At 32.9% G+C, this 20189-nt stretch carries 18 protein-coding genes and 3 pseudogenes; 4 read left to right on the plus strand and 17 right to left on the minus strand.

Going from position 1 to position 20189, the window contains the following annotated elements:
* The 10 genes from HMPREF9630_RS04680 to HMPREF9630_RS10425 all read right to left on the minus strand — a co-directional run bounded on the left by HMPREF9630_RS04680 (position 1) and on the right by HMPREF9630_RS10425 (position 7655).
* Complete coding sequence (locus HMPREF9630_RS04680; protein WP_009527385.1) at positions 1-450, minus strand: vWA domain-containing protein; 450 nt, start codon at positions 448-450, stop codon at positions 1-3.
* A gap of 11 nt (positions 451-461) precedes the next feature.
* Complete coding sequence (locus HMPREF9630_RS04685; protein WP_009527386.1) at positions 462-3107, minus strand: FtsK/SpoIIIE domain-containing protein; 2646 nt, start codon at positions 3105-3107, stop codon at positions 462-464.
* Positions 3108-3121: 14 nt separating this feature from the next.
* Positions 3122-3328: a hypothetical protein gene (locus HMPREF9630_RS04690; RefSeq protein WP_009527387.1), complete on the minus strand. Its 207-nt coding sequence runs from the start codon at positions 3326-3328 to the stop codon at positions 3122-3124.
* A complete protein-coding gene (locus tag HMPREF9630_RS04695; protein ID WP_242824680.1) occupies positions 3321-4235 on the minus strand; it encodes a hypothetical protein in 915 nt (304 codons plus the stop codon). The genes HMPREF9630_RS04690 and HMPREF9630_RS04695 overlap by 8 nt, the downstream gene beginning before the upstream one ends.
* 330 nt (positions 4236-4565) lie before the next feature.
* Positions 4566-4835, minus strand: a complete 270-nt coding sequence (locus HMPREF9630_RS04700) for a WXG100 family type VII secretion target (protein WP_009527389.1) — start codon at positions 4833-4835, stop codon at positions 4566-4568.
* 20 nt (positions 4836-4855) lie between these two features.
* A complete protein-coding gene (locus tag HMPREF9630_RS04705) occupies positions 4856-5548 on the minus strand; it encodes a vWA domain-containing protein (RefSeq protein ID WP_009527390.1) in 693 nt (230 codons plus the stop codon).
* 72 nt (positions 5549-5620) lie between these two features.
* Positions 5621-6751 (minus strand): hypothetical protein, encoded by a 1131-nt coding sequence (locus HMPREF9630_RS04710; RefSeq protein WP_009527391.1) that lies wholly within the window; start codon positions 6749-6751, stop codon positions 5621-5623.
* Positions 6752-6784: 33 nt separating this feature from the next.
* A complete protein-coding gene (locus HMPREF9630_RS04715; protein WP_009527392.1) occupies positions 6785-7024 on the minus strand; it encodes a hypothetical protein in 240 nt (79 codons plus the stop codon).
* 13 nt (positions 7025-7037) lie between these two features.
* Complete coding sequence (locus HMPREF9630_RS04720; protein ID WP_009527393.1) at positions 7038-7244, minus strand: hypothetical protein; 207 nt, start codon at positions 7242-7244, stop codon at positions 7038-7040.
* A gap of 252 nt (positions 7245-7496) precedes the next feature.
* Positions 7497-7655 carry a hypothetical protein gene (locus HMPREF9630_RS10425; RefSeq protein ID WP_009527394.1) on the minus strand — a complete coding sequence of 53 codons (159 nt, stop codon included), beginning with the start codon at positions 7653-7655 and terminating at the stop codon, positions 7497-7499.
* A 152-nt stretch (positions 7656-7807) separates the two neighbouring features.
* Between HMPREF9630_RS10425 and HMPREF9630_RS04730 the strand changes: the two are divergent.
* Positions 7808-8940: pseudogene (locus tag HMPREF9630_RS04730) on the plus strand (IS3 family transposase).
* A gap of 57 nt (positions 8941-8997) precedes the next feature.
* On the opposite strand, the pseudogene HMPREF9630_RS04735 reads toward HMPREF9630_RS04730, so the two are convergent.
* The 7 genes and pseudogenes from HMPREF9630_RS04735 to galU all read right to left on the minus strand — a co-directional run.
* Positions 8998-9549, minus strand: a pseudogene (locus HMPREF9630_RS04735) (replication initiator protein A); the annotation flags it as partial.
* Between the two features lie 120 nt (positions 9550-9669).
* The gene (locus HMPREF9630_RS04740; protein ID WP_141567348.1) at positions 9670-11004 is read right to left on the minus strand and encodes a hypothetical protein; all 1335 of its coding nucleotides are present in this window, start codon (positions 11002-11004) and stop codon (positions 9670-9672) included.
* 49 nt (positions 11005-11053) lie between these two features.
* A pseudogene (locus HMPREF9630_RS04745) lies at positions 11054-11338 on the minus strand (CD1845 family protein).
* An 18-nt stretch (positions 11339-11356) separates the two neighbouring features.
* Positions 11357-12991 carry a 23S rRNA (uracil(1939)-C(5))-methyltransferase RlmD gene (gene rlmD / locus HMPREF9630_RS04750; RefSeq protein ID WP_009527399.1) on the minus strand — a complete coding sequence of 545 codons (1635 nt, stop codon included), beginning with the start codon at positions 12989-12991 and terminating at the stop codon, positions 11357-11359.
* Between the two features lie 271 nt (positions 12992-13262).
* Positions 13263-13910, minus strand: a complete 648-nt coding sequence (gene fsa / locus HMPREF9630_RS04755; RefSeq protein ID WP_009527400.1) for a fructose-6-phosphate aldolase — start codon at positions 13908-13910, stop codon at positions 13263-13265.
* A 73-nt stretch (positions 13911-13983) separates the two neighbouring features.
* Positions 13984-15846, minus strand: a complete 1863-nt coding sequence (locus HMPREF9630_RS04760; protein WP_009527401.1) for an S-layer homology domain-containing protein — start codon at positions 15844-15846, stop codon at positions 13984-13986.
* Between the two features lie 176 nt (positions 15847-16022).
* The gene (gene galU / locus HMPREF9630_RS04765; protein ID WP_009527402.1) at positions 16023-16895 is read right to left on the minus strand and encodes a UTP--glucose-1-phosphate uridylyltransferase GalU; all 873 of its coding nucleotides are present in this window, start codon (positions 16893-16895) and stop codon (positions 16023-16025) included.
* Positions 16896-17159: 264 nt separating this feature from the next.
* Between galU and HMPREF9630_RS04770 the strand changes: the two genes are divergently transcribed.
* From HMPREF9630_RS04770 to gltA, 3 genes are all read left to right on the plus strand, one after another.
* The gene (locus tag HMPREF9630_RS04770) at positions 17160-17558 is read left to right on the plus strand and encodes a hypothetical protein (protein ID WP_009527403.1); all 399 of its coding nucleotides are present in this window, start codon (positions 17160-17162) and stop codon (positions 17556-17558) included.
* Between the two features lie 153 nt (positions 17559-17711).
* Complete coding sequence (locus tag HMPREF9630_RS04775) at positions 17712-18605, plus strand: sulfide/dihydroorotate dehydrogenase-like FAD/NAD-binding protein (protein WP_009527404.1); 894 nt, start codon at positions 17712-17714, stop codon at positions 18603-18605.
* Positions 18606-18607: 2 nt separating this feature from the next.
* Positions 18608-20017: an NADPH-dependent glutamate synthase gene (gene gltA / locus HMPREF9630_RS04780; protein WP_009527405.1), complete on the plus strand. Its 1410-nt coding sequence runs from the start codon at positions 18608-18610 to the stop codon at positions 20015-20017.
* Positions 20018-20189 lie beyond the last annotated feature (172 nt).

The following is a 20189-nucleotide window of genomic DNA, read 5'->3' on the forward strand; positions in this document are numbered from 1 at the left end:
CTACACGCATTCATAAACTGCTTGCATAAAATCAGTTACGGAATAAACCACTTTCTCAGTAGCAATATCCTGTAAAATTGTCCTATTTGCATCAATGCCAACAAAAATAGGAATGATGTTTACACTCATTTTTTTAATGTGTGCCTTATCTCCACTATTGAAATTGCCATCACTAACAAATATCATTGTTTGATTTTCATCTATTATTTGTTTTAATTCTTCAAGGCCTGAAAGTGGAGACCTTCCCGCAAATTCAATTTTGGCCTTTTCTAAATTATCTATTTTCTTACTTTCTTGTCCCCATTGGTACAATGCAAATTCAACATCATCAAAACCCGGGGTTCCCATTACATTACATATTCCATTTAGCAGATACTTTACTACTGCGTTTTTATCATCTTCCGCCATACTTCCAGAAGCATCCACTACTATATTTACTGTTTTACTCAATGAATAACCTCCTATACTGAATATGGTCTAAACCATGCTTTTAACTCTAAGTTATCAACAAGGAAAGCTCTATTCTTCTTCACTGATGCATTCGACTGCAAGCCAGCTCCTAATAAGAAATTCTTTTCATCTACATTAACCGAGTAGCCTATCCTATAATTGAATTCGTCTTTCGGAACACCACAGTTCTTAATACGGTTACTTCCTTCATAGAAGGCAATAATATAACTTCCTTTTTCATTCGCATTATCTAGATAATCTTTAAAGAAAGCTGCCTCCGACTTAGGAGTTCCATACATTATCGGTGCATAACCAATTTGTTTTGTCAAATTACAATTGTCTATTATCAGAATACATTTTTTATCAAAAGCACATTCTGAATATTTTTCACAGAAATCTTTCATCGACCAAAAACAAACTACATTAGATATTAATGCTGTATCAATCATCTCATTGTCATCACCAACATAAATGATTTCTTCGCAGTATTCACTTTCCAAAGCTGCCCCTATAACAGAATCCAGCAGACTCTTCTTTATCAAATCATCATGGCCACATATCAATAGATTATCCGTAACTCGTGGTCTTAAATTAACTGAAAACGGTTCCGCGTTATAATCCATCAGTTCACCAAAAATAATCTGAAGATTAGTTCTTTGCGAAACAAATGATTTAATAGGTCTTTTTGGAAGACTCTGTCCTTCAAATATCTTGGTTTCAGTATCTATACCGATGTCATTACACTTCTTCTCAATTTTTACAATCCACTCTGCTATTTTCTTTTCTTCTGCTCTTGGAATCATGAATTTAACATTTCCAGAAACACTTCCCTGTGATGTATTCAATATAGCGAATGGAACTTTCAGTTCTGCTGCCTCTTCGTTATTTGATGCAATTCCACCTAACAAATACTTTGAGTCTTCTGCCGAGCACTTTAATGCAACTCTTCCACCAAACTGTGGACCTAGTGTTGAAAAATCAATTCCTTTTAACGATTGAGTTGCTAACACTAAATGGATGCCACATGCTCGTCCCTGTTTAGCAAGCATTTCGAGTGTTGAAATCGTCTGATCCTTTTGAGCATTCCCAAACAATACCTGGAATTCGTCAATTACTACCATTATTCTTGGCATTATTTCATCGGGATTCTTATCTCTATAACCTTGAATATCTTTACAACCACAAGTTTTAAATGCGGCATAACGTTTTTCTTTTTCTTCAACCAAATGTCTCAATACAGTAATTCCATACTCTGTATCAGCTTCAGTTGCCACAAGTTTTGCATGTTTCAAGTTAGGATTTGCATACTGACTAAATTCAACACCTTCCTTGAAGTCCAACAAGTAAACTCTCATTTCATTTGGTGAGTAACGACAACACGCACTAATAATCAAATTATGTAAGAAATTCGATTTACCAGAACCTGTTGTACCACCAATAAGGTAGTGTGGCGTTGCATCCCCTATATCAAGTTCAATAATGCTATTTCCAGACGCTCCACACCCCACCGGAATCATCAGCCCGTTTCGTGAATTACAATTGAACATTGAACCATGCTCCATAATTTCATCGAAAGACATTCCTTGGCTATTCTGCTTCTCTGCTATAGCCTTTAAATCGTCTAAAAGAACACTTAATTGATAATCATCTGGAAATTTCTCACCTACATTTTCAATTTCTAGATGTTCGAAATCATTACTAATATTATCTTCTTCAAAGACGTTGTGTAGCTGAACACTATTTTCAATACAACCTCTCAATTCAATTTCCATCTTTTTCATTTTGCTATCTTCCGTGTTCAAAATAGCTTCATTAAACGAAAAAAGAACGAGCAAACCACACTGTTTTCCATGAACAATTAATGTTCTGAACATATCAAAACATTCTTGATCCATTCCATCTGGGACTGCAGTAAAAATGAATATTTTATAAGGCAACATTCTTCTTAGTTCTCGTTGCGAATATAACCTTCTATTATATGAATCCCAATCCTGACAATCTGTAGCAATATTGAACACATTGCTTTGTAAATCAAGGATGTACTTCGTAACATCTTTTAATGCTACTTTCAACTCCAAAGTAGAAGAAAGAATTTTCTTTTGAGGAAATAATCTCTCATTCGAGAACAAAGAATTGAATTTACTTACAGTCTTTCCTAATCCTATAGGATCAAAAACATAGTATTCCTGTTTATCAACGGGTAACGCAAACAAAAGCCTTAGTAAAACTTTGTGAAGAATAACATTTTTTGACTCATCACAAATATACATAGGCTTCTCAAACGGAAATGAGAAAGTCTTCGGAACAAAAAAATCCAAGTTATTGTATGTAACATGCAACTTTCCTAATGCAATATTTCTTGGAAACCTACCTTTTGTATTAATAAACTCTGAAGACAATTCCATTAATGAAGGCTGGCTTTTGCGTATTCGTTGACATAGTCTATCTATCTTTTCCTGGTAATCTATAGCTTCATTCTTAAATCTTCTAGTTATAGATTCCTTTCTTGCCGAATACTCATCATATTCTTTATGTAAAATATGTCCGTCTGCATTTTTGTATTGTGCATCTAATGTTTCATATCTTCTATCTCTAGAAGTAATAGAATCATCTAAACAATGTAACAGACCTTCCATTGTTTCCTGGTTTTTCTCCATACTTTCCCTTCTTCCTACAATATGGTTCTAAGCTCCATTAGAAGAGTCATTATCTCCATTTTTTTTACTTCGGCTTCATCCCATGCAAAATCTAATTTTTGCAAATCACCTTCAAAAGGTTCATATACATTTCTTACAATAGCGCTACCAAATGAATCATTAACTCTTTCAGAAAAAGTGGATTTACTATTGCTTAATTGACCACGAACTTCACTAAACATCTTTCAATTTCCCCTTTACAAAGTTAATGCATCTGTTATCTAAATCATCTTTTCGAGGCAGCATACCTATCATAGGAGAGCCAGCCTCTCTAAGTTTTTCTCTAAGCTCATTCTCCTTTTCTGGAGATAAATCATGTATATCTCTTGTACATATTACGCAAGAAGCATCACAACCTTTATGACCAAAAGCTTGATCCTGCATATGACTTAACTGTTGGTATAAATACGAACTATGACCAGACTTGACTTCAACTGCCAAACTGCCACCTTTTCTTGCTCCCATACCTTCACCACGGCCTAATACCAACGGATTTGTAAGCCCATACACAATCATATCTACCTTTGTATAGCGTCCATCCGGGAGTGATTCCCTCGCTTGTGTACTTATTTGCGTACTAATTGGCTTAAACGCCCTTATAACAATTTCTTCACATAGTCTTCCGACCATCTGTTTCTTAATCTTTAACTCAGCACCTGCTTCATTTCCTATTTTCATTTCATTGCAGTAGCTATCAACATTAGCTCTAAATCCCATATCTGTAGCATATAAATACTCCAAAATGGCATCTACTACATTCTCATCAACATCAAGTTTGTCTCTAATTTCATTAGGGCGAACAGGTGTATTTTCTTCCGGTTTCTCATTAAACCATTTATCAAGGCTATTTCTAACGTCCGGTGCAATCCTTGATATATACTTTTGTAAGTCTTGATATGCAAGATTCAACCTTGCACATCCCCTATCAACCGTGACCTCAATGCTTCTCTTCCCCGCTTCAAAATGCATCTGTAAGGTATCATGTCTTTCTTGTGCAAGGTTCATAGCCTTGACGGCCATTTCATATCTTCTTTCCAATGCTTCGCGGTGTCTAACTGCTTCCTCATATTCTTGTCTAGCAGGAACCAATTGAGACTCTATATCAGCTATCCTAGCTCCCACTGCTGCCATAGCAATAGGATCTGGAGTAACTGCTGCCAACTCTGCAAGAGCGGCCGCAAGTCTAGCCTCCAGTTCAATTACAATGGCATGTTTAGCCATCTCAACTCCCTTAGCGATATCAAGCATGGTCTTGCTAGTTTGCTCCTCCGCTTGAGTTTCCTCTAACAACTGCCTTGCTTGATTGAGTCCATCATTGCAAGTATCAAAGGAGCTATTTTTAATTTGACTTAATTCCTGTGCAGCATTACTTATTGCATCAACTTCAAAAACACTTGCAGCCGTACTCATACTATTTCACTACCTTCCCAAATATGTACTTAAATCTTCCGCCATTGTTCTTAAATGTGGAATCTGTTCAGACGCATTCTCCTTAAAATTCTGAAGAGCATTAATCAGCTGCTTATAAGTTTCTTCAAAACTAGTTCTCTGCTGATCCTGCCAAGACTCTCCTAACTGTTCAAAAGCAGAATTAAGTCTTCCTGTTTCTTCCTCTACGGTATTCAAATAATGTTCAAGTGAATTTGAAAAGCTTCTGATCTCCTCTGGATCGCCAATTGCCTGTGCCATCGTTCATTCCTCCCTTAGAATTAATACAAATCATCATCGTCATCGTTAGCGATATTGTTATCATACTTTGGTGCAGTTGAAGGAGTAGGTACGCTATTTGAATTAGGTGCTGTAGCCATTGTAGAAATAGACATACTAATTGTCTTAAACTGCTCTGAAATATCCTTTGCATCTTCAGCAAATAAAACTGCATTTGGATCCTGTATAAATCTCTCAAGAACACTTCTGTCTGCATCATTACCAATAGCGACAGCAAATCTCTGACATTTTGCAGAACGTCCATCATTAATGAACTTATCCATAGGTCCTTTCCAATCATCATTTGGAGCGCCATCAGAAACTAACACAACAGCAGGACGATAAATTCTTGAAGGTGTTTCATTCTTGTCATCAATCATGTCCTTCGCCATTCTTAATGCAGTTCCCATTGGTGTCATTCCTGAAGCCTTAAACTTACTAATGCCTTTTGCCTGTAAATCTTTCACAGGAGTATATCTGGTATGTAAATCAACACTGTCACCAAATGTAATAATAGCAACATCTATAATCTGTTCTTTTGCCTGAGCAGCAGCAAATGTTTCAATCATATCAATGGTTGCGTCATACAAGCTATCAATCTTTGCTCCACTCATACTTCCACTTACATCAAGTAATAAAATAACCGGTAATTTTTTTGCTTCTGGTGCTTTGTAATTGTTTGGATTAAATGCCATCTTCGTTTCCTCCTAAATAATTTAATAAGTGATTATATAATATCTGCATGACACATATTGTCATATAAATATTTAAAACATTAGTTTCTCAATTATAGACGATAAGTTCATACCTGCTCGCCCATCACTACAAGTTTTAGCTGCTGTTGCAACATATCGATGATCTCCGTAATAAATCCACTTATAATGCCTTCCATCATCGCTTATTTCAAAACCTAAAGTTTCAAGCAATCCTTTTAAAGAGCCGTTCAAATTTTTATATCCTTTTAAGGCATTCTTTAATTGTTCCTTTCTTTTTTCTGGCAATCCCTTAAACTCATTGCTTTCTAATAAGTCAGAGATAATATGCCATCGTCTTGAATCTTCTTTACAATTCTTTTGATACTCGGACATAATATCTAATACAATTTCTTTTATCTCATCAGTGTAAAACTCTCTCTCGTCTCCTAGATATAGAACAGGACTTTTGTCCTTATCTGAATATCTCATTCTTAAACCTTGCAGTTCTGCATTCAAACGTTGCACTTCATTACTTAACTTAACATTTGACTCCTCCATTTTTTCGAGTTGTTCACCAAAAATGTCATACAAATTATTATTCTCTTCTTCAATTGCGCTTTGATTTGACAATAACTTTTTATTTTCTATATGAAGTTTTTCAGTTAACACCCCATCCCACGTATCTATCGCTTTACGTATTCTTGAGTTCATATAGTTATAAACATCATTAACTACTCTATCTTCTAAATAATCTGCGTCTTGGCATGAACCCGTCAGATTAAGAATTCGACTTTTTTTATTATGACTAGGATAATATAAAAATATTTTCCCTGCTCTAGCGTCATTGCTATCTAAAACATCTGAAAATCCTGTTAGCTCAATACCATCCTCTGGCTCACATATTACATGCGCTACTCCTTGCAATTTAAATGCCAACTTATTTACATCTAGAGGATTGTCACCCATACTCGTTCTAGCCACATAAACCACAGGCAATTTTGAAATTATTGTTTTATCTACAACACCCTTAAAAAATGATAGGCACTCTAAAATGCTATGTTCCCTATTTAAAACCATTATCCCATTATCATCACCTGAAAATTCTCCAAAAATAATCATTTTAACAAAAAACGGTTGGTAATATGTAGGAAAAAAATCTGTAGTAAATTCTGTAGTTTCCAATGTTGCTGAAATAGAAAGCATCTTATTTGCATTATCTAAAACAAAATCAGTACACTAAACTCCATGTTCATCTTCCTTCTGTAGTCTTGAAGCTATGATTCCTTTTTCCTGAATTTCTTGTAGCGACAAAACTATATTCTCTTGTTTCCATGAGCAATTAAAATCAGTTTCATCCCATGCTAAGTCATTAATTCTGTCATATTTGCTTCCCTGGTTCCACCTAATGACCATTTTAACAAATTCACTTTTTGTCAAAGAATCATTTATTGTAAATTTTGTAGTATAGGTAACCATATTAAATGCCTCCTTAAATTTCATCTGCATTTGGTTTCTTTACATATTTTCCCGATTTGACTCTTTCATCTTTTGGTTTCTGTACATCTTCTGGTATTGCCCAGGTATTTCCAAATTTAATTGCCCCTTCTATGCGTCCTTCTAAACATAAAGTATTGATTCTTCGTTCCTTGATTCCCCATTTTTCTGAAATATCTGAAATTTTTAAATATCCATTCATAATTCACCTCACTGATACAAAAAATAGACACACCCTTCCCTATAATTGGAAAAAACTGTATCTAATCAATACTGCAACTGGCTGACATTCAACAGTCCCTGTAGTTTTGCATCATACACGTTCTCGTGATTTGCCACAATATCCCACTAAAGAAAATTATATACTTTTATTCGCACAACGTCAATTATTTCTTATATGTTTTGCGTTAAATTATATATATTTGTTCTATTCTTTTATGTATTTTGCACAAATTTAAATTGTAGCTTTTGCTCCACTCTTAAATTCAATAATTAATCGCTCAATCCCATACACAGTTATCTGTTCAATAAGACTTCTGACCAATCCGTCATCAAGCTCATCAAGTTCTGTCGTCTGCTTATTTAGGAAAGCTATAAGTTCTTCCTTCCTCATCTGTCTTCCCTTATATTCTACAATAAAAACTGTACTATATTTTGTCATACATTACTTAGCTACAACATATAGATTTGGATCTATACTAAAAAAGTAGACAAAAAGATGAATACTAGGATATAATAAAGTAGACAAAGGAAGGTGTTATGTTTATGCAAAAGAATTATTACGATGAAGACTTCAAAAAGTCGATTGTCAGCCTTTATCATAACGGAAAATCTCAAACACAGCTTAGTAAAGAATATGGAATCTCTCTCAGTGCCATCAACAAATGGGTGAAACGTTATTCTGAAATCAAAACGGAAGATGGGGATATCTTCACTGCCCAGCAAATTAAGGAGCTTCAAAAACGCAATGCCCAATTGGAGGAGGAAAACCTCATATTAAAAAAAGCGATTGCCATATTCACGCCACACTCAAAGAACGATTAGATGCGGTTCATAAGCTTCGTTTTCAGCATAGTATCAAGCTTTTATGCAAGGTTTTAAGAGTGAATCGAAGCACTTACTACAAGCACTTTTCTATGAAAATCGCTCCGCGAACCAAGGAAAATCAAGAAATTGCAAGCACTATCTTGAAAATTGTTGCAGATTACGACAAAAGAGTAGGCGCTTATAAAATCACTCACATCTTAGAACGTGACTATGGCATTAAGATCAGCCCGGGAAGAGTGTACCGACTGATAAAAACCCTAAATCTTCCACGTATGTCCACACAGAAACCTGTTTTAAAATATCATTCGGAAGATCACACAGAATACTATAATCATTTGCACCAAGCATTCAATCCGAAGTCTCCGAACATGGTATGGGCGAGCGACTTGACTTATATCAAGGTGAATGGAACTTGGTATTATTTGTGTATTATCATGGATTTGTTTTCAAGAAAAATCATTGCTTGGAATCTCTCCTCCAAACCGAATGCCGAACTCGTAACAACAACCTTTCAAAAAGCATACACGAACAGAAATTCTCCTCAAGGATTGATGTTTCATTCGGATCGTGGAACGCAGTATACAGCGATGTCTTTTCGAAAGCTTTTAGATACTCACGGGGTGCTTCAGTCTTTTTCTAAGAAAGGCTATCCTTTTGATAACGCCTGCTGTGAAAGCTTTTTTAAATATCTGAAAAAGGAGGAATGCTATCGAAGAAATTATCACACGAAAAAAGAATTAGAACTCTCAGTATTTCAATACATTTAGGGATTTTACAACTCAAAGAGACCTCATGGTTCATTAGGACTCATGAGTCCTAATGAAAAAGAAAAAGAGTATTGGAGCAAATAAAACTTTTTTACAAAAAATATTTTCCAAATTTGTGTCTATTTACTTGACTATAGTCCAATTTTGAAATGTTCCAAGTCCGTTTTCTCCAAAACTATATTCTCTCTTACTATACTTACTCTTATTATTCTCTATATAGTTAGAGTCAACATTTTGAACTTCCTGAAGTTCATTTTCTTTACTTCTGAGGTTAAAATCTTTTACTTCTGAAGTTAAGTTTTTTGACTTCTGTAAGTCATTTTCTTTTACCGCTAATATGCTCATAAAGTCTTTGACATAAATGACATTCGGCTTACCAAGTCCAAGTCTTACTCTTTCAATCAGCCCTATCCCTTTTTTGCTGTCTAACTCATCTAATGTTTTTATGGCAGTAGGCTTTGAGATATTTCTTCTTTTCATAATTTCCTCGACTGTGAAATAGATAAATACTCTGCCTTCTTTGTCTATCCAGTTATTCTTAAATGACATTCCTGTTCGTTTCAAAAGCATGGAATAAAGGATAATTGCTTCAGCAGACAGTCCCTTAAATTCTTCTCCATCTACCAATATTTCAGGCACTTTCAGAAAGTTAAATCGCTCTGCTTCACGATTATAGAAATAGTCAAAGTCCATACAGGATCACCTCCCTCCTTAAAAATTGGCAAAGAAAAAGACGATAGTTTTTTTCTCTATCGCCTTTGGTAACCATCTTTATATTTTTTTTAACAATGATTTGTAGTTCTGAAATTTCTTTTAATTTCCTTTTAATTTATTATCTGCACTTGTGTCAGACATAATTTTTCCCCATTCTTCAAAAAGTTCTTTTCTCTCTTCGAATGACATTTCATCTAAATCTGGAACATCTGATCCTATAACTTTCGCTGGTCCTGAGCTAGTCATTATATATCCAGGATTTCCCTCTACCTCTATAAGATTAAATTTGCTTCCACAAGATTTACAGTATATATCAGATAAATCATGTGGCGATTTCCAATTGTTTATTCTACCGCACATGCAAGGCAATTCTATGGTTTGATCAGATTGTATTAATCCTTCCCTTATAAAAAAATAATACTCATTATTCCTTGTATTAACATACCCCATCAAATCTTTAATATATTCTTCTATTTCTTCAATGATTTTTTCACTATATTTTGTACAAAATATTCTTTCTAACGTTTTCGAAATAGATGCCATATATACTGTTACAAGAAATTTAATCATCGTTTCAATAATTTCATATTTTAATTCATTAAAATTTTCTGTGCTTAATAAGTATGGTCCTAGATTACTTCCAAAAACTATATCTGTTTGCTCTGCACTTGAAAAAAATGTCGAAATATAACCAATATGCGTAAATTCTGAGGAAAACTTAAATAGATTCTTTAATTCGTCAATAAAATTCGTGTCTGATATTAATCCAATTTCTCCAAAAATAAAATCTAGTTTTTCTCCGAACGTCTTTTTAGAGCATTTGGTAATATTTGATTCAACTCCCCTTACTCTCTGATTATAGTTCAGATTATCAAACTCATCTAATGCATGTGTTATTTCTTCATTAAATAACGACTGACGAATAGATTTAGTTGCATACAATTCAAAGCTTTTTAGTGATGTTAGTACATGAAAATTCATTTCTTTTTCATCTAATAGAATCATTTGGTAAGCATCAGATACCAAACTATCAAGTGTTTGTCTAGTAATCGTGACAAATTCGCTATAATCAATAAACTCCTTTTTCAAAAAATGAACATTCTTAACATCAATTCCAGTTATATCGTCTCCTTTAGAAATTAAAGAGAATTTCTTTAATACTTCAATATCATTTAGTAGAATTCTAGGTATTATATCTCGAAAATAAAATTTTGAACTTGCATTAGTTTTAAATTCATCATTTACATTATCTGAAATCTTTATCTTATTTTCTATGTCTTTTTCAAGATGTATAATATTATTTATAAAATTATCAAGTAATTTATTTACATAGTTTATATTATTATATAGCACTTCGTAATTATTCAATGCAGCCGCACTTCTTTTTTCAGATAAATTTGTTGCAATACTTTTTATTACATCTTTCTCATTCATCATATAACTTTATCCTTTCCAAACAAATTCTAATTAGTCATTTTTTGATTTAAACTAACCTTATTCTCTCATTAATACCTTGCAAAAAAGCTATAATCGCTGCTCCAATCATCGGTATTCCGTAAGGACTTAGCAGAAATCCAAGGATAAGTGCTTCTATTGCTGCTTTTGTATCGTGTAGCATAAAGAACGAGCCTATGGCAGCAAATACACACATCAGCATAAGTAAATATAGGATTGCTGTTCCTACGCTAAGCTAGAATGTCAAAAATGCAGTGAGGATACTAAGTAGCAAGCTGATTGGGAACAAGATTATTTTTATTATCCATCTCATAAATACCCTCCATTTCTACTAAATCATTTTAAAATGCCTTAAAGCATCCATAATAGCTTCCTCTTTTTCCGGTGTGCATTGTGGAATAACCTGTTTCTCTTTTTTTGATTTATTATAATTCTCCCTTAATTCAATACCACACTTCTTTTTAATCTGTGCAATATAAAGTGTTGGAACTTTTAATCCAAATTTTTCTAATATATATTCCTTGATTTTTGCATAAGTCGCTTTACTTTCAGCAGATGTCAAATCAAGCTCATCCAGCTTAATTTCAACATCTATATGCTTATCGACATTGAGTTTGGACAATAATGCTACCGTCTCCACATGCATTGTGTGGCTGAACAAATCATACGGTGTTACCTCTTGCAGTTCATATTCTTTGGTACTTAAAAGTTTTTTCAAATCTCTTGCCAAGGTTGACGGATTGCAGGATATATATATTATTTTTTCAGGTTTTACATTTAATATAGTGTCCAAGACTTTTTCTTCACAGCCTTTTCGTGCAGGATCGAGCACTATGACATTCGGCATATTTGATTTTGCAACCAAGTTTTCTATTTCGTCTTCTACTTTGCCACATATAAATTTTGCATTTTCTATGTTGTTTATTTTGGCGTTTTGTTTTGCACTTTCAATGGCTTGAGCTACTACTTCTATTCCATAAACCGTTTTGCATTTTTGCGACAAAAGTAAAGTTATTGTGCCTATTCCACAGTACAAATCATATACTGTTTCTGTTCCTTGCAAATTTGCATAGTCTAATGCTCTTTTATACATTTTTTCCATTTGAATTGAGTTTACTTGATAAAAGGAGTTCGGATATATATTAAATGTAAGATTTTCTATCATATCTTGTATATATTCCTTACCATACAGAAGTATGTTTTTATCTGACAGTATGACGTTCGTCTTTTTAGTGTTCACATTTTGAACGATAGATTTTACCGGTATTTTATTTTTTTTAAATTCTGTCACCATAAAATCTATATTCAATTTTTTGCTGTCTTTTGTAACGAGTATGAGCATTATCTCATCTTTTTTTTGTGATATTTTAGTTATTATATGTCTCAAATTGCCTGTGTGGTTATGCTCGTCATATACTGATATTTTTTCATTTATGATAAATCTTTTTATGATTTCTATTATTTTATTATTAATTTCATTTTGTATTTTACAATCTGTAAACGGTATAATTTCGTGTGTCTTTTGCTTATAAAAGCCTATTTGTATTTGACCGTTTTTCATACATAGCGGCATCTGTGTCTTATTTCTGTATCTGAAGGGATTTTGCATTGATACTATGTCGTTTATATTAGGATTTACAATCCCGCCTATTCTTTCCAATTTTTGTTTCAATAGATTTTGTTTTACTTTTAGCTGATTTTCATATTTTATATCTAATATCTGACAACCACCGCATAAATCTTGTATGTCGCATAATTTCTTATCTTCTCTCAGTTTTGAATAGACTTGTATTTCCTGAACATCAGCTGTTATATAGTTTTTCTTAATCTTGGTAATTTTAGCTTTTACTTTATCTCCTATTACTCCTTTGTTAAGAAAAACTGTAAGAGTGTCTATTTTTCCTATTGCTCCGCCTTCATCGGTCATATCCGTTATATCTAATTGTATTATTTGATTTAACTGCATTTTATTCCTTTCACTTCAATATTTTTTATACTAATATGCTTTAGACTTATACTATTTTCTAATAAAATTACTATATAATATTTATAGTATAACATAAAAAACTCCCTTAAAATATAGGGAGTTTTCATATAATGAATTATAGTTTTATTAAAAATCGAATAAGGCTATATTAAAATTTTTATAACTTCAATATTTGCAGTTGATTTATATAAGTTTTTAACTTAATACTCTACAATATTAGATTAAAATATCTAAAATCTGAATTATGCTTCTATTTGCCGAATGCACTTTCCCAGTCTTTCATAAAACTTGCTATTCCTTTATCTGTAAGCGGATGTTTAACCATTTGCTCTAATACTTTCATAGGTATTGTAGCTATATGTGCACCTGCCAACGCTGCATCTGTAACGTGAAGCGGATGTCTTACACTTGCTGCTATAACTTCTGTATCGTATCCGTATATGTCGAATATTTCTACTATTTTTCTTACCAAATCCATACCTTCAGAGCCTATATCATCTACTCTGCCTAAAAAAGGACTTACATATGTTGCTCCGGCTTTTGCTGCAAGAAGTGCTTGATTAGCTGAAAATATAAGTGTTACGTTTGTGTGTATGCCTTCTTTTGATATTACACTTACAGCTTTTAAGCCCTCTACTGTCATAGGTATTTTTACCACTATATTTTCATGTATCTTTACAAGTTCTCTTGCCTCTTTTATCATGCCTTCAGCGTCTTCTGATATTACTTCTGCTGAAATAGGTCCGTCCACTATTTCGCATATTTCTTTTACAACTTGCTTAAAATCTCTCTTTTCTTTTGCTATAAGTGACGGATTTGTAGTAACTCCATCTACTATACCCCAACTTGCACCTTCTTTTATCTCATTGATATTTGCAGTATCAAGAAAAATTTTCATAAGTATTAATCTCCTTTTTTATATTAATTTTTTTATTAAAAATATTATTAAAAAATATTTTATACGTTGATTATTAATCTATATCTACTATAATCCTTGTAGCACTTATATTTCCGCCACTATATACTCCTATTGCAGTTACCTGATCATCTTTATAAATTTTTCTCGGCTCAATTAAAGTTCCTGAAAGTTTTTCTATTTTTGTAGAGTTTGTATAGTATAGTCTTACTACATCTCCATTTCCGGTTCTTATTTCTACAAATTTGTCAACCAAGTCTACTTCTATAACTTTTCCTGATGCTGTTGTCTGTTTGTAATCGCCTCTTGATACTATCTCCTCTACCATAGCACCTTTAGCATATATATCTACTTCGTGTCCTAATTTTAGAGAATATATATTTGTCTTTACGTCATTTATTCTGATAACAGTGTCGTTGTTAACTGTGAGGTTGTGCTCGTTTCCATCTCTATCGCCTATTATTATCTTGTTGTAATAGCTGTTCATCTCTATGCCTTTTATAACTGCTGACATATATTTTACGTTTTGTGCATCTACAAGTATCTCTATAACTTTATCGCCGTCAGTAGTTATCTTGGCTGTATCACCTATTGCAATTAGGCTGATGCTGTCTACTCTTTTGTCATTTCTATATATCTTCACATCTTTTGATAATTCTTTTTTTGTAGACACACCTTTTTCGCTTATAGTTATTGAATTTGATGTGTAGTCTGTTATCTCACCTGAAAATTCATTTTTTGTAACAGTCATAGATGCTTTTATAAGTGTATCTCCTTGAGCGTAAAGATCTATTATAGTATCTTTTGGAAGCTCTTCTATTTTTGTCAATTTATCATTTACATATACAGTGCTTGCATCTGTGTACTTAAAGAGTTTTATACCTGTTTTTTCTGTACTTACTGTTATGGTTTTGTCCGCAATAGAATAATCTACCAGTTTGCCTGAATATCTCACTGTTTCTTCAGCTACAGCTATCTTTGTGAGTTGAGAGTTGTTTACAGTGAGTTCTACTTGCTGTCCTACCTTCAAATCATTTATAGATATTATTTTATCTCCTGCTACAACCGATACTGATTTTTTAGGTGCTGTGAAGTTTCTTACCTTATTATCAGATGATGTTATTGCAACTGTCATATTATTGTCTGCAAATGTCAACAAATCAATTTTACCGCTTATAACTTCCTGTACAGGTGTTTGAGGTACTGTTGGTTGAACAGGAGGCTGTGTTGATTGTGCTTGTGCTTTTGCAGAATATTTATATGCATTTGATATCATAACAGCTGTTTCAGCTCTTGTTACAGCCTTTTTAGGAAAGAAATTTCCGCTTCCGTCACCTAATTTAGATATTATCCCTTTTCTTTGCAATAATTCTATATATGGTACAGCTTGATCAATTATATCCTTGTTGTCATTATATGAGAGCTTTGCACCTTTATTTATTTCTCCCTCTAAGCCCAAGCCTCTTACCAAAAACACACACACTTCATATCTGACAGCATTTATATGTTTTCTTGAGCTTGAATCTACCAAAGAATTGAGCATTTTTTCACTGTTAGGTATTATACCTTTTTCAAGTGCAAAAACTACATACGGTTTCGCCCAATCATCTATCTTATATTTATTTAAAGCTGACATATATTTTGCAGAACTGTTTTTATATATGTTGTCTATATCTGTCTTAGGATATAGATTTGCTATCATTACAAGCGACTCTATTCTTGTAACCGAATATCCGGGCTTAAATGTAGCATCAGGATACCCGCTTATTATACCTTTATTGGATACATCCGTTATATATTTTTCTGCCCAACCATAACCTTGTAAATCTCCAAACTTAATAGCTGATACCGGCACAGCACTCATTGATACTATAAGTAAAGGTGCCAATACCTTATTCATTATTTGTTTCAGTTTCAATGTTTTACCTTCTTTCTTCTCGTTTAAGCTGATTTATATTAAAGCTGTTATACAATCTTATAATTAACAGCATACATAAAAAACATATAAATCATCTTAGTTTAAATTGTTTTATTTTTTAGTCTACTTAATATTATAAAACCCATTTATTAATAACTATACACAAATCATATTTTTTACTTTTCTTTTATCAAATCTTTCAAATAATTTAAAAACGGTTCTTTAAGCTCGTCATTTTTCAAAGCAAACTCAACTGTCGCCTGTAAAAATCCGAATTTTTCACCTACATCATATCTTTTACCTTCAAACTCGTAAGCATACATAGCCTGTCTTTCACATAGGGTTTTTAATGCATCTGTAAGCTGGATTTCGTTATTTTTCCCAGGTTTTTGATTTTCAAGTATTTCAAACAAATCAGGCTTCAATATATATCTTCCGAGTATGGCAATATTAGACGGTGCTTTATCAACTTCAGGTTTTTCTATCAAATCTTTTATAAGATATATCCTGTCATCTATATATTTCCCTTGAACAATTCCATATTTGCTGACATCTTGCTCGTCTACCTTTTGAACTCCTATTATAGTAGTATTATACTCATTATAGACATCTATGAGTTGTTTTAGGCATGGTTTTTGAGCATCAACTATATCATCACCCAATATTACAGCAAACGGTTCATCGTTTATAAAGCTCTTAGCACATAGTATTGCATGTCCAAGACCTCTCGGCTCTTTTTGGCGTATGTATTGTATATTTATCATATCCCCTATATATCTTACCATTTCAAGCAACTCTTGCTTACCTGATTTTTCAAGCTCCATTTCAAGCTCTATTGACTTGTCAAAATGGTCTTCGATAGACTTTTTATTTCTGCCTGTTATTATAAGTATCTCCTCAATACCTGAGTTTATAGCCTCTTCTATTATATATTGCAATGTAGGCTTGTCAACTATAGGCAACATTTCTTTGGGTTGAGCCTTAGTTGCCGGAAGAAATCTTGTGCCGAGTCCAGCTGCCGGAATTATAGCTTTTCTGACCTTATTCATAACTACCTCACTTTACACTTAAAATATAGACTTGTGTAAATTCTATCACAAAAAATATAAAATACATATATATTTGTATATTATTTAATAAAATTTTAACCTAAATAAAAAATTACTTACAATAAATTATACAATAAATTATACAAAAAAAATAGACATATTTTCATTTCAATATATATTATCTCTCTAACTTCTTGACAAAATCACCTAAGAAAAGGTAAAATCAGATAGATTATTATTTTTATATATTTGAAAGGAACAAATATGTTTCAAGTTTTTGGAAATGAAGTATATAGTACTGATGAAATTTGTAAAATATTACAAAATGAGTATGGTATAACAGTAATAACAGACCTTACAAAATCTACAGACAGAGATGATGTAATAGCATTAAAATGCGGTATTTCAAAAGATGTTTTAAATATTGCAGACTTTGATATGCAAAATGAAAATGACTTTGAAAATGCACTTGAAAAATGCAATTCTTATATGTCAGGTATAATGGATACACTTGATATAAAATATAGTTTGAATAAATGTCAAGCATATAAATATGATGAGCATAATAACTATATCAAAGTCATAATATGTATAATGTATATTGAAACTGCAAGAAAAAAACTGAACGATATATTCAAGCGTCTGTTGAAAAATAATGATTAATTATCATTAAAAATACTTTATTTTATATTTTTACAATATCATTTGACTACTATTTGAGAAAATGATATTATTAGATTAGAAATATCTTTTAATAATCATATTTAGTAGTAAAAAATTAAGATTTTATTTTTATAGAAAGGATTTATTTCAAAAATGTACAAAATAGTTGAAAAAAAACTTCTTCAAAACAACATTTGTCTTATGGATATAGAAGCACCAAGATGTGCCGCTTCAGGTCTGCCTGGGCAATTCATAGTTGTAAAAATGGATGAAAAAGGTGAAAGAATCCCACTTACAATATGTGACATAGATAAAAATAGAGGCACTGTAACAATTGTATTTCAAAGTGTAGGCGACTCTACAAAAAGAATGTTTGATCTCAATGAAGGAGATTACTTTGAAGATTTCGTAGGACCTCTTGGAAATCCGTCAGATCTTATTGAGAAAACTCCGGAAGAATTAAACGCTATGAACATAATATTTATAGCAGGCGGTGTAGGTACAGCTCCTGTATATCCACAAGTAAAATATCTAAATGAAATAGGTGTTAACTGTGACGTTATAATAGGTGCAAGAACAAAAGATTTAATCATACTTGAAGATGAAATGAAAAAAGTAGCTACAAATTTATACATAGCTACAGATGACGGCAGCTACGGTTTTAAAGGCAATGCTTCTCAATGTTTAGAAGACCTTGTTAGCAATCAAGGTAAACAATATCATCACGCTGTTATAATAGGCCCTATGATAATGATGAAATTTACTACTATGATGACTAAAAAACTTTCAATTCCTACAGTAGTATCACTTAACAGCATTATGGTTGATGCTACCGGTATGTGCGGAGCCTGTCGTGTAACAGTAGGAGATGAAGTAAAATTCACCTGTGTAGACGGCCCTGAATTCGACGGTTTCAAAGTTAATTTTGATGAAGCTATGAGAAGACAAACTATGTATAAAACAGAAGAAGGAAAAAAACTATTAAGAATACAGGATAAAGGAACACATTCAAAAAATCCTTACTGTGATTGCAAGGAGGAAGAATAATAATGGCTGATACAAAACCAAAATCATTGAGGGTTCCGGTAAGAGAACAAGCACCGGAAGTAAGAGCTACAAATTTTGATGAAGTATGCTACGGATATAATTTAGATGAAGCAGTAGAAGAAGCAAAAAGATGTCTTAATTGTAAAAATGCCAGGTGCATAAAAACTTGTCCTGTCGGCATAAATATCCCTGCATTTATACAAAAAATACTCGCAAAAGATATAGAAGGAGCAGGTAAAATAATAGCAGAATCATCTTCATTACCTGCTGTGTGCGGAAGAGTATGTCCTCAAGAAAGCCAATGCGAAATGACTTGCATAATGGGTATAAAAAATGAACCTGTATCAATAGGTAAATTAGAAAGATTTGTAGCAGATACAAATATGAAAAATGGCGTTACATTTGGAGAAAAAGAACCCGCAAAAAATATAAAAGTAGCCGTTATAGGTTCAGGTCCTGCAGGTCTTACAGCCGCCGGAGATTTGGCAAAAAAAGGCTACGATGTAACAATATTTGAAGCTTTGCATAAAGCAGGCGGTGTTTTAGTATACGGTATACCCGAATTTAGACTTCCAAAAGATGATATAGTAAAAAAAGAAATCCAAAATATAATAGATTTAGGCGTAAAAATTGAAACAAATGTCGTAGTAGGAAGAACCGTTACAATAGAAGATCTTATGCAAAAAGAAGATTTTAAAGCAGTGTTCATAGGCTCAGGTGCCGGTCTGCCTAAATTTATGGGGATTCCGGGCGAAGCTGCAAACGGCGTATTCTCAGCCAACGAGTTCCTCACAAGAGCAAACTTGATGAAAGCATTTGATGACAGCTACGATACACCGATAATGACAGGTAGACATTCAGTTACAGTAGGTGGCGGAAACGTTGCTATGGACGCTGCAAGAACTGCATTAAGATTAGGTGCAAAATCCACAATAGTATATAGACGTTCAATGGAAGAATTACCTGCAAGAGTAGAAGAAGTACATCACGCAAAAGAAGAAGGCGTAAACTTTGAATTATTGACAAACCCTGTTGAGATACTCGAAGATGAAAAAGGAAATGTAAAAGGTATAAAATGTATAAGAATGGAACTTGGAGAACCTGATGAATCAGGCAGAAGAAGTCCGAAAGAAATACCTAACTCCGAATTCACAATAGAATGCGACACAGTAATAATGTCACTCGGTACATCACCTAATCCTCTTATAAGCTCAACAACATCAGGACTTGAGATAAACAAGAGAAAATGTATTGTAATAGATGAAAATACAGGAAAAACAAGCGTAGAAGGTGTATATGCAGGAGGCGATGCCGTAACAGGTGCCGCAACAGTAATACTTGCAATGGGAGCCGGAAAAGTAGCCGCAAAAGCGATAGATGAATATTTGGTAGAAAAATACAACTTGAAATAAAAACCATAAAAAAACAGTTATATCTAAATAATATTTAAATATAACTGTTTTTTTTATACTCTTTTTTTATACTCTTTTTAATATATTTCTAATTGTGTAGATAATCTGATTTTAAATCTTTTATCTACAGTTTTTTAATTTATTTGTCTTTTCTTCTATAACGTCTTAATAT

Origin of the sequence: Peptoanaerobacter stomatis, from assembly GCF_000238095.2 — a bacterium.
GTDB lineage: Bacteria > Bacillota > Clostridia > Peptostreptococcales > Filifactoraceae > Peptoanaerobacter > Peptoanaerobacter stomatis_A.

Excerpts from the sequence above, each read along its gene's own strand:
- HMPREF9630_RS04685 (WP_009527386.1), bottom strand. The coding sequence starts at position 3,107 with ATGGAGAAAAACCAGGAAACAATGGAAGGTCTGTTACATTGTTTAGAT.
- gltA (WP_009527405.1), top strand. The coding sequence starts at position 18,608 with ATGGCTGATACAAAACCAAAATCATTGAGGGTTCCGGTAAGAGAACAA.
- HMPREF9630_RS04715 (WP_009527392.1), bottom strand. The coding sequence starts at position 7,024 with ATGGTTACCTATACTACAAAATTTACAATAAATGATTCTTTGACAAAA.
- fsa (WP_009527400.1), bottom strand. The coding sequence starts at position 13,910 with ATGAAAATTTTTCTTGATACTGCAAATATCAATGAGATAAAAGAAGGT.
- HMPREF9630_RS04770 (WP_009527403.1), top strand. The coding sequence starts at position 17,160 with ATGTTTCAAGTTTTTGGAAATGAAGTATATAGTACTGATGAAATTTGT.
- HMPREF9630_RS10425 (WP_009527394.1), bottom strand. The coding sequence starts at position 7,655 with ATGAGGAAGGAAGAACTTATAGCTTTCCTAAATAAGCAGACGACAGAA.
- HMPREF9630_RS04710 (WP_009527391.1), bottom strand. The coding sequence starts at position 6,751 with ATGCTTTCTATTTCAGCAACATTGGAAACTACAGAATTTACTACAGAT.
- HMPREF9630_RS04775 (WP_009527404.1), top strand. The coding sequence starts at position 17,712 with ATGTACAAAATAGTTGAAAAAAAACTTCTTCAAAACAACATTTGTCTT.
- HMPREF9630_RS04720 (WP_009527393.1), bottom strand. The coding sequence starts at position 7,244 with ATGAATGGATATTTAAAAATTTCAGATATTTCAGAAAAATGGGGAATC.
- HMPREF9630_RS04700 (WP_009527389.1), bottom strand. The coding sequence starts at position 4,835 with ATGGCACAGGCAATTGGCGATCCAGAGGAGATCAGAAGCTTTTCAAAT.
- rlmD (WP_009527399.1), bottom strand. The coding sequence starts at position 12,991 with ATGCAGTTAAATCAAATAATACAATTAGATATAACGGATATGACCGAT.
- HMPREF9630_RS04740 (WP_141567348.1), bottom strand. The coding sequence starts at position 11,004 with ATGAATGAGAAAGATGTAATAAAAAGTATTGCAACAAATTTATCTGAA.
- HMPREF9630_RS04705 (WP_009527390.1), bottom strand. The coding sequence starts at position 5,548 with ATGGCATTTAATCCAAACAATTACAAAGCACCAGAAGCAAAAAAATTA.
- galU (WP_009527402.1), bottom strand. The coding sequence starts at position 16,895 with ATGAATAAGGTCAGAAAAGCTATAATTCCGGCAGCTGGACTCGGCACA.
- HMPREF9630_RS04690 (WP_009527387.1), bottom strand. The coding sequence starts at position 3,328 with ATGTTTAGTGAAGTTCGTGGTCAATTAAGCAATAGTAAATCCACTTTT.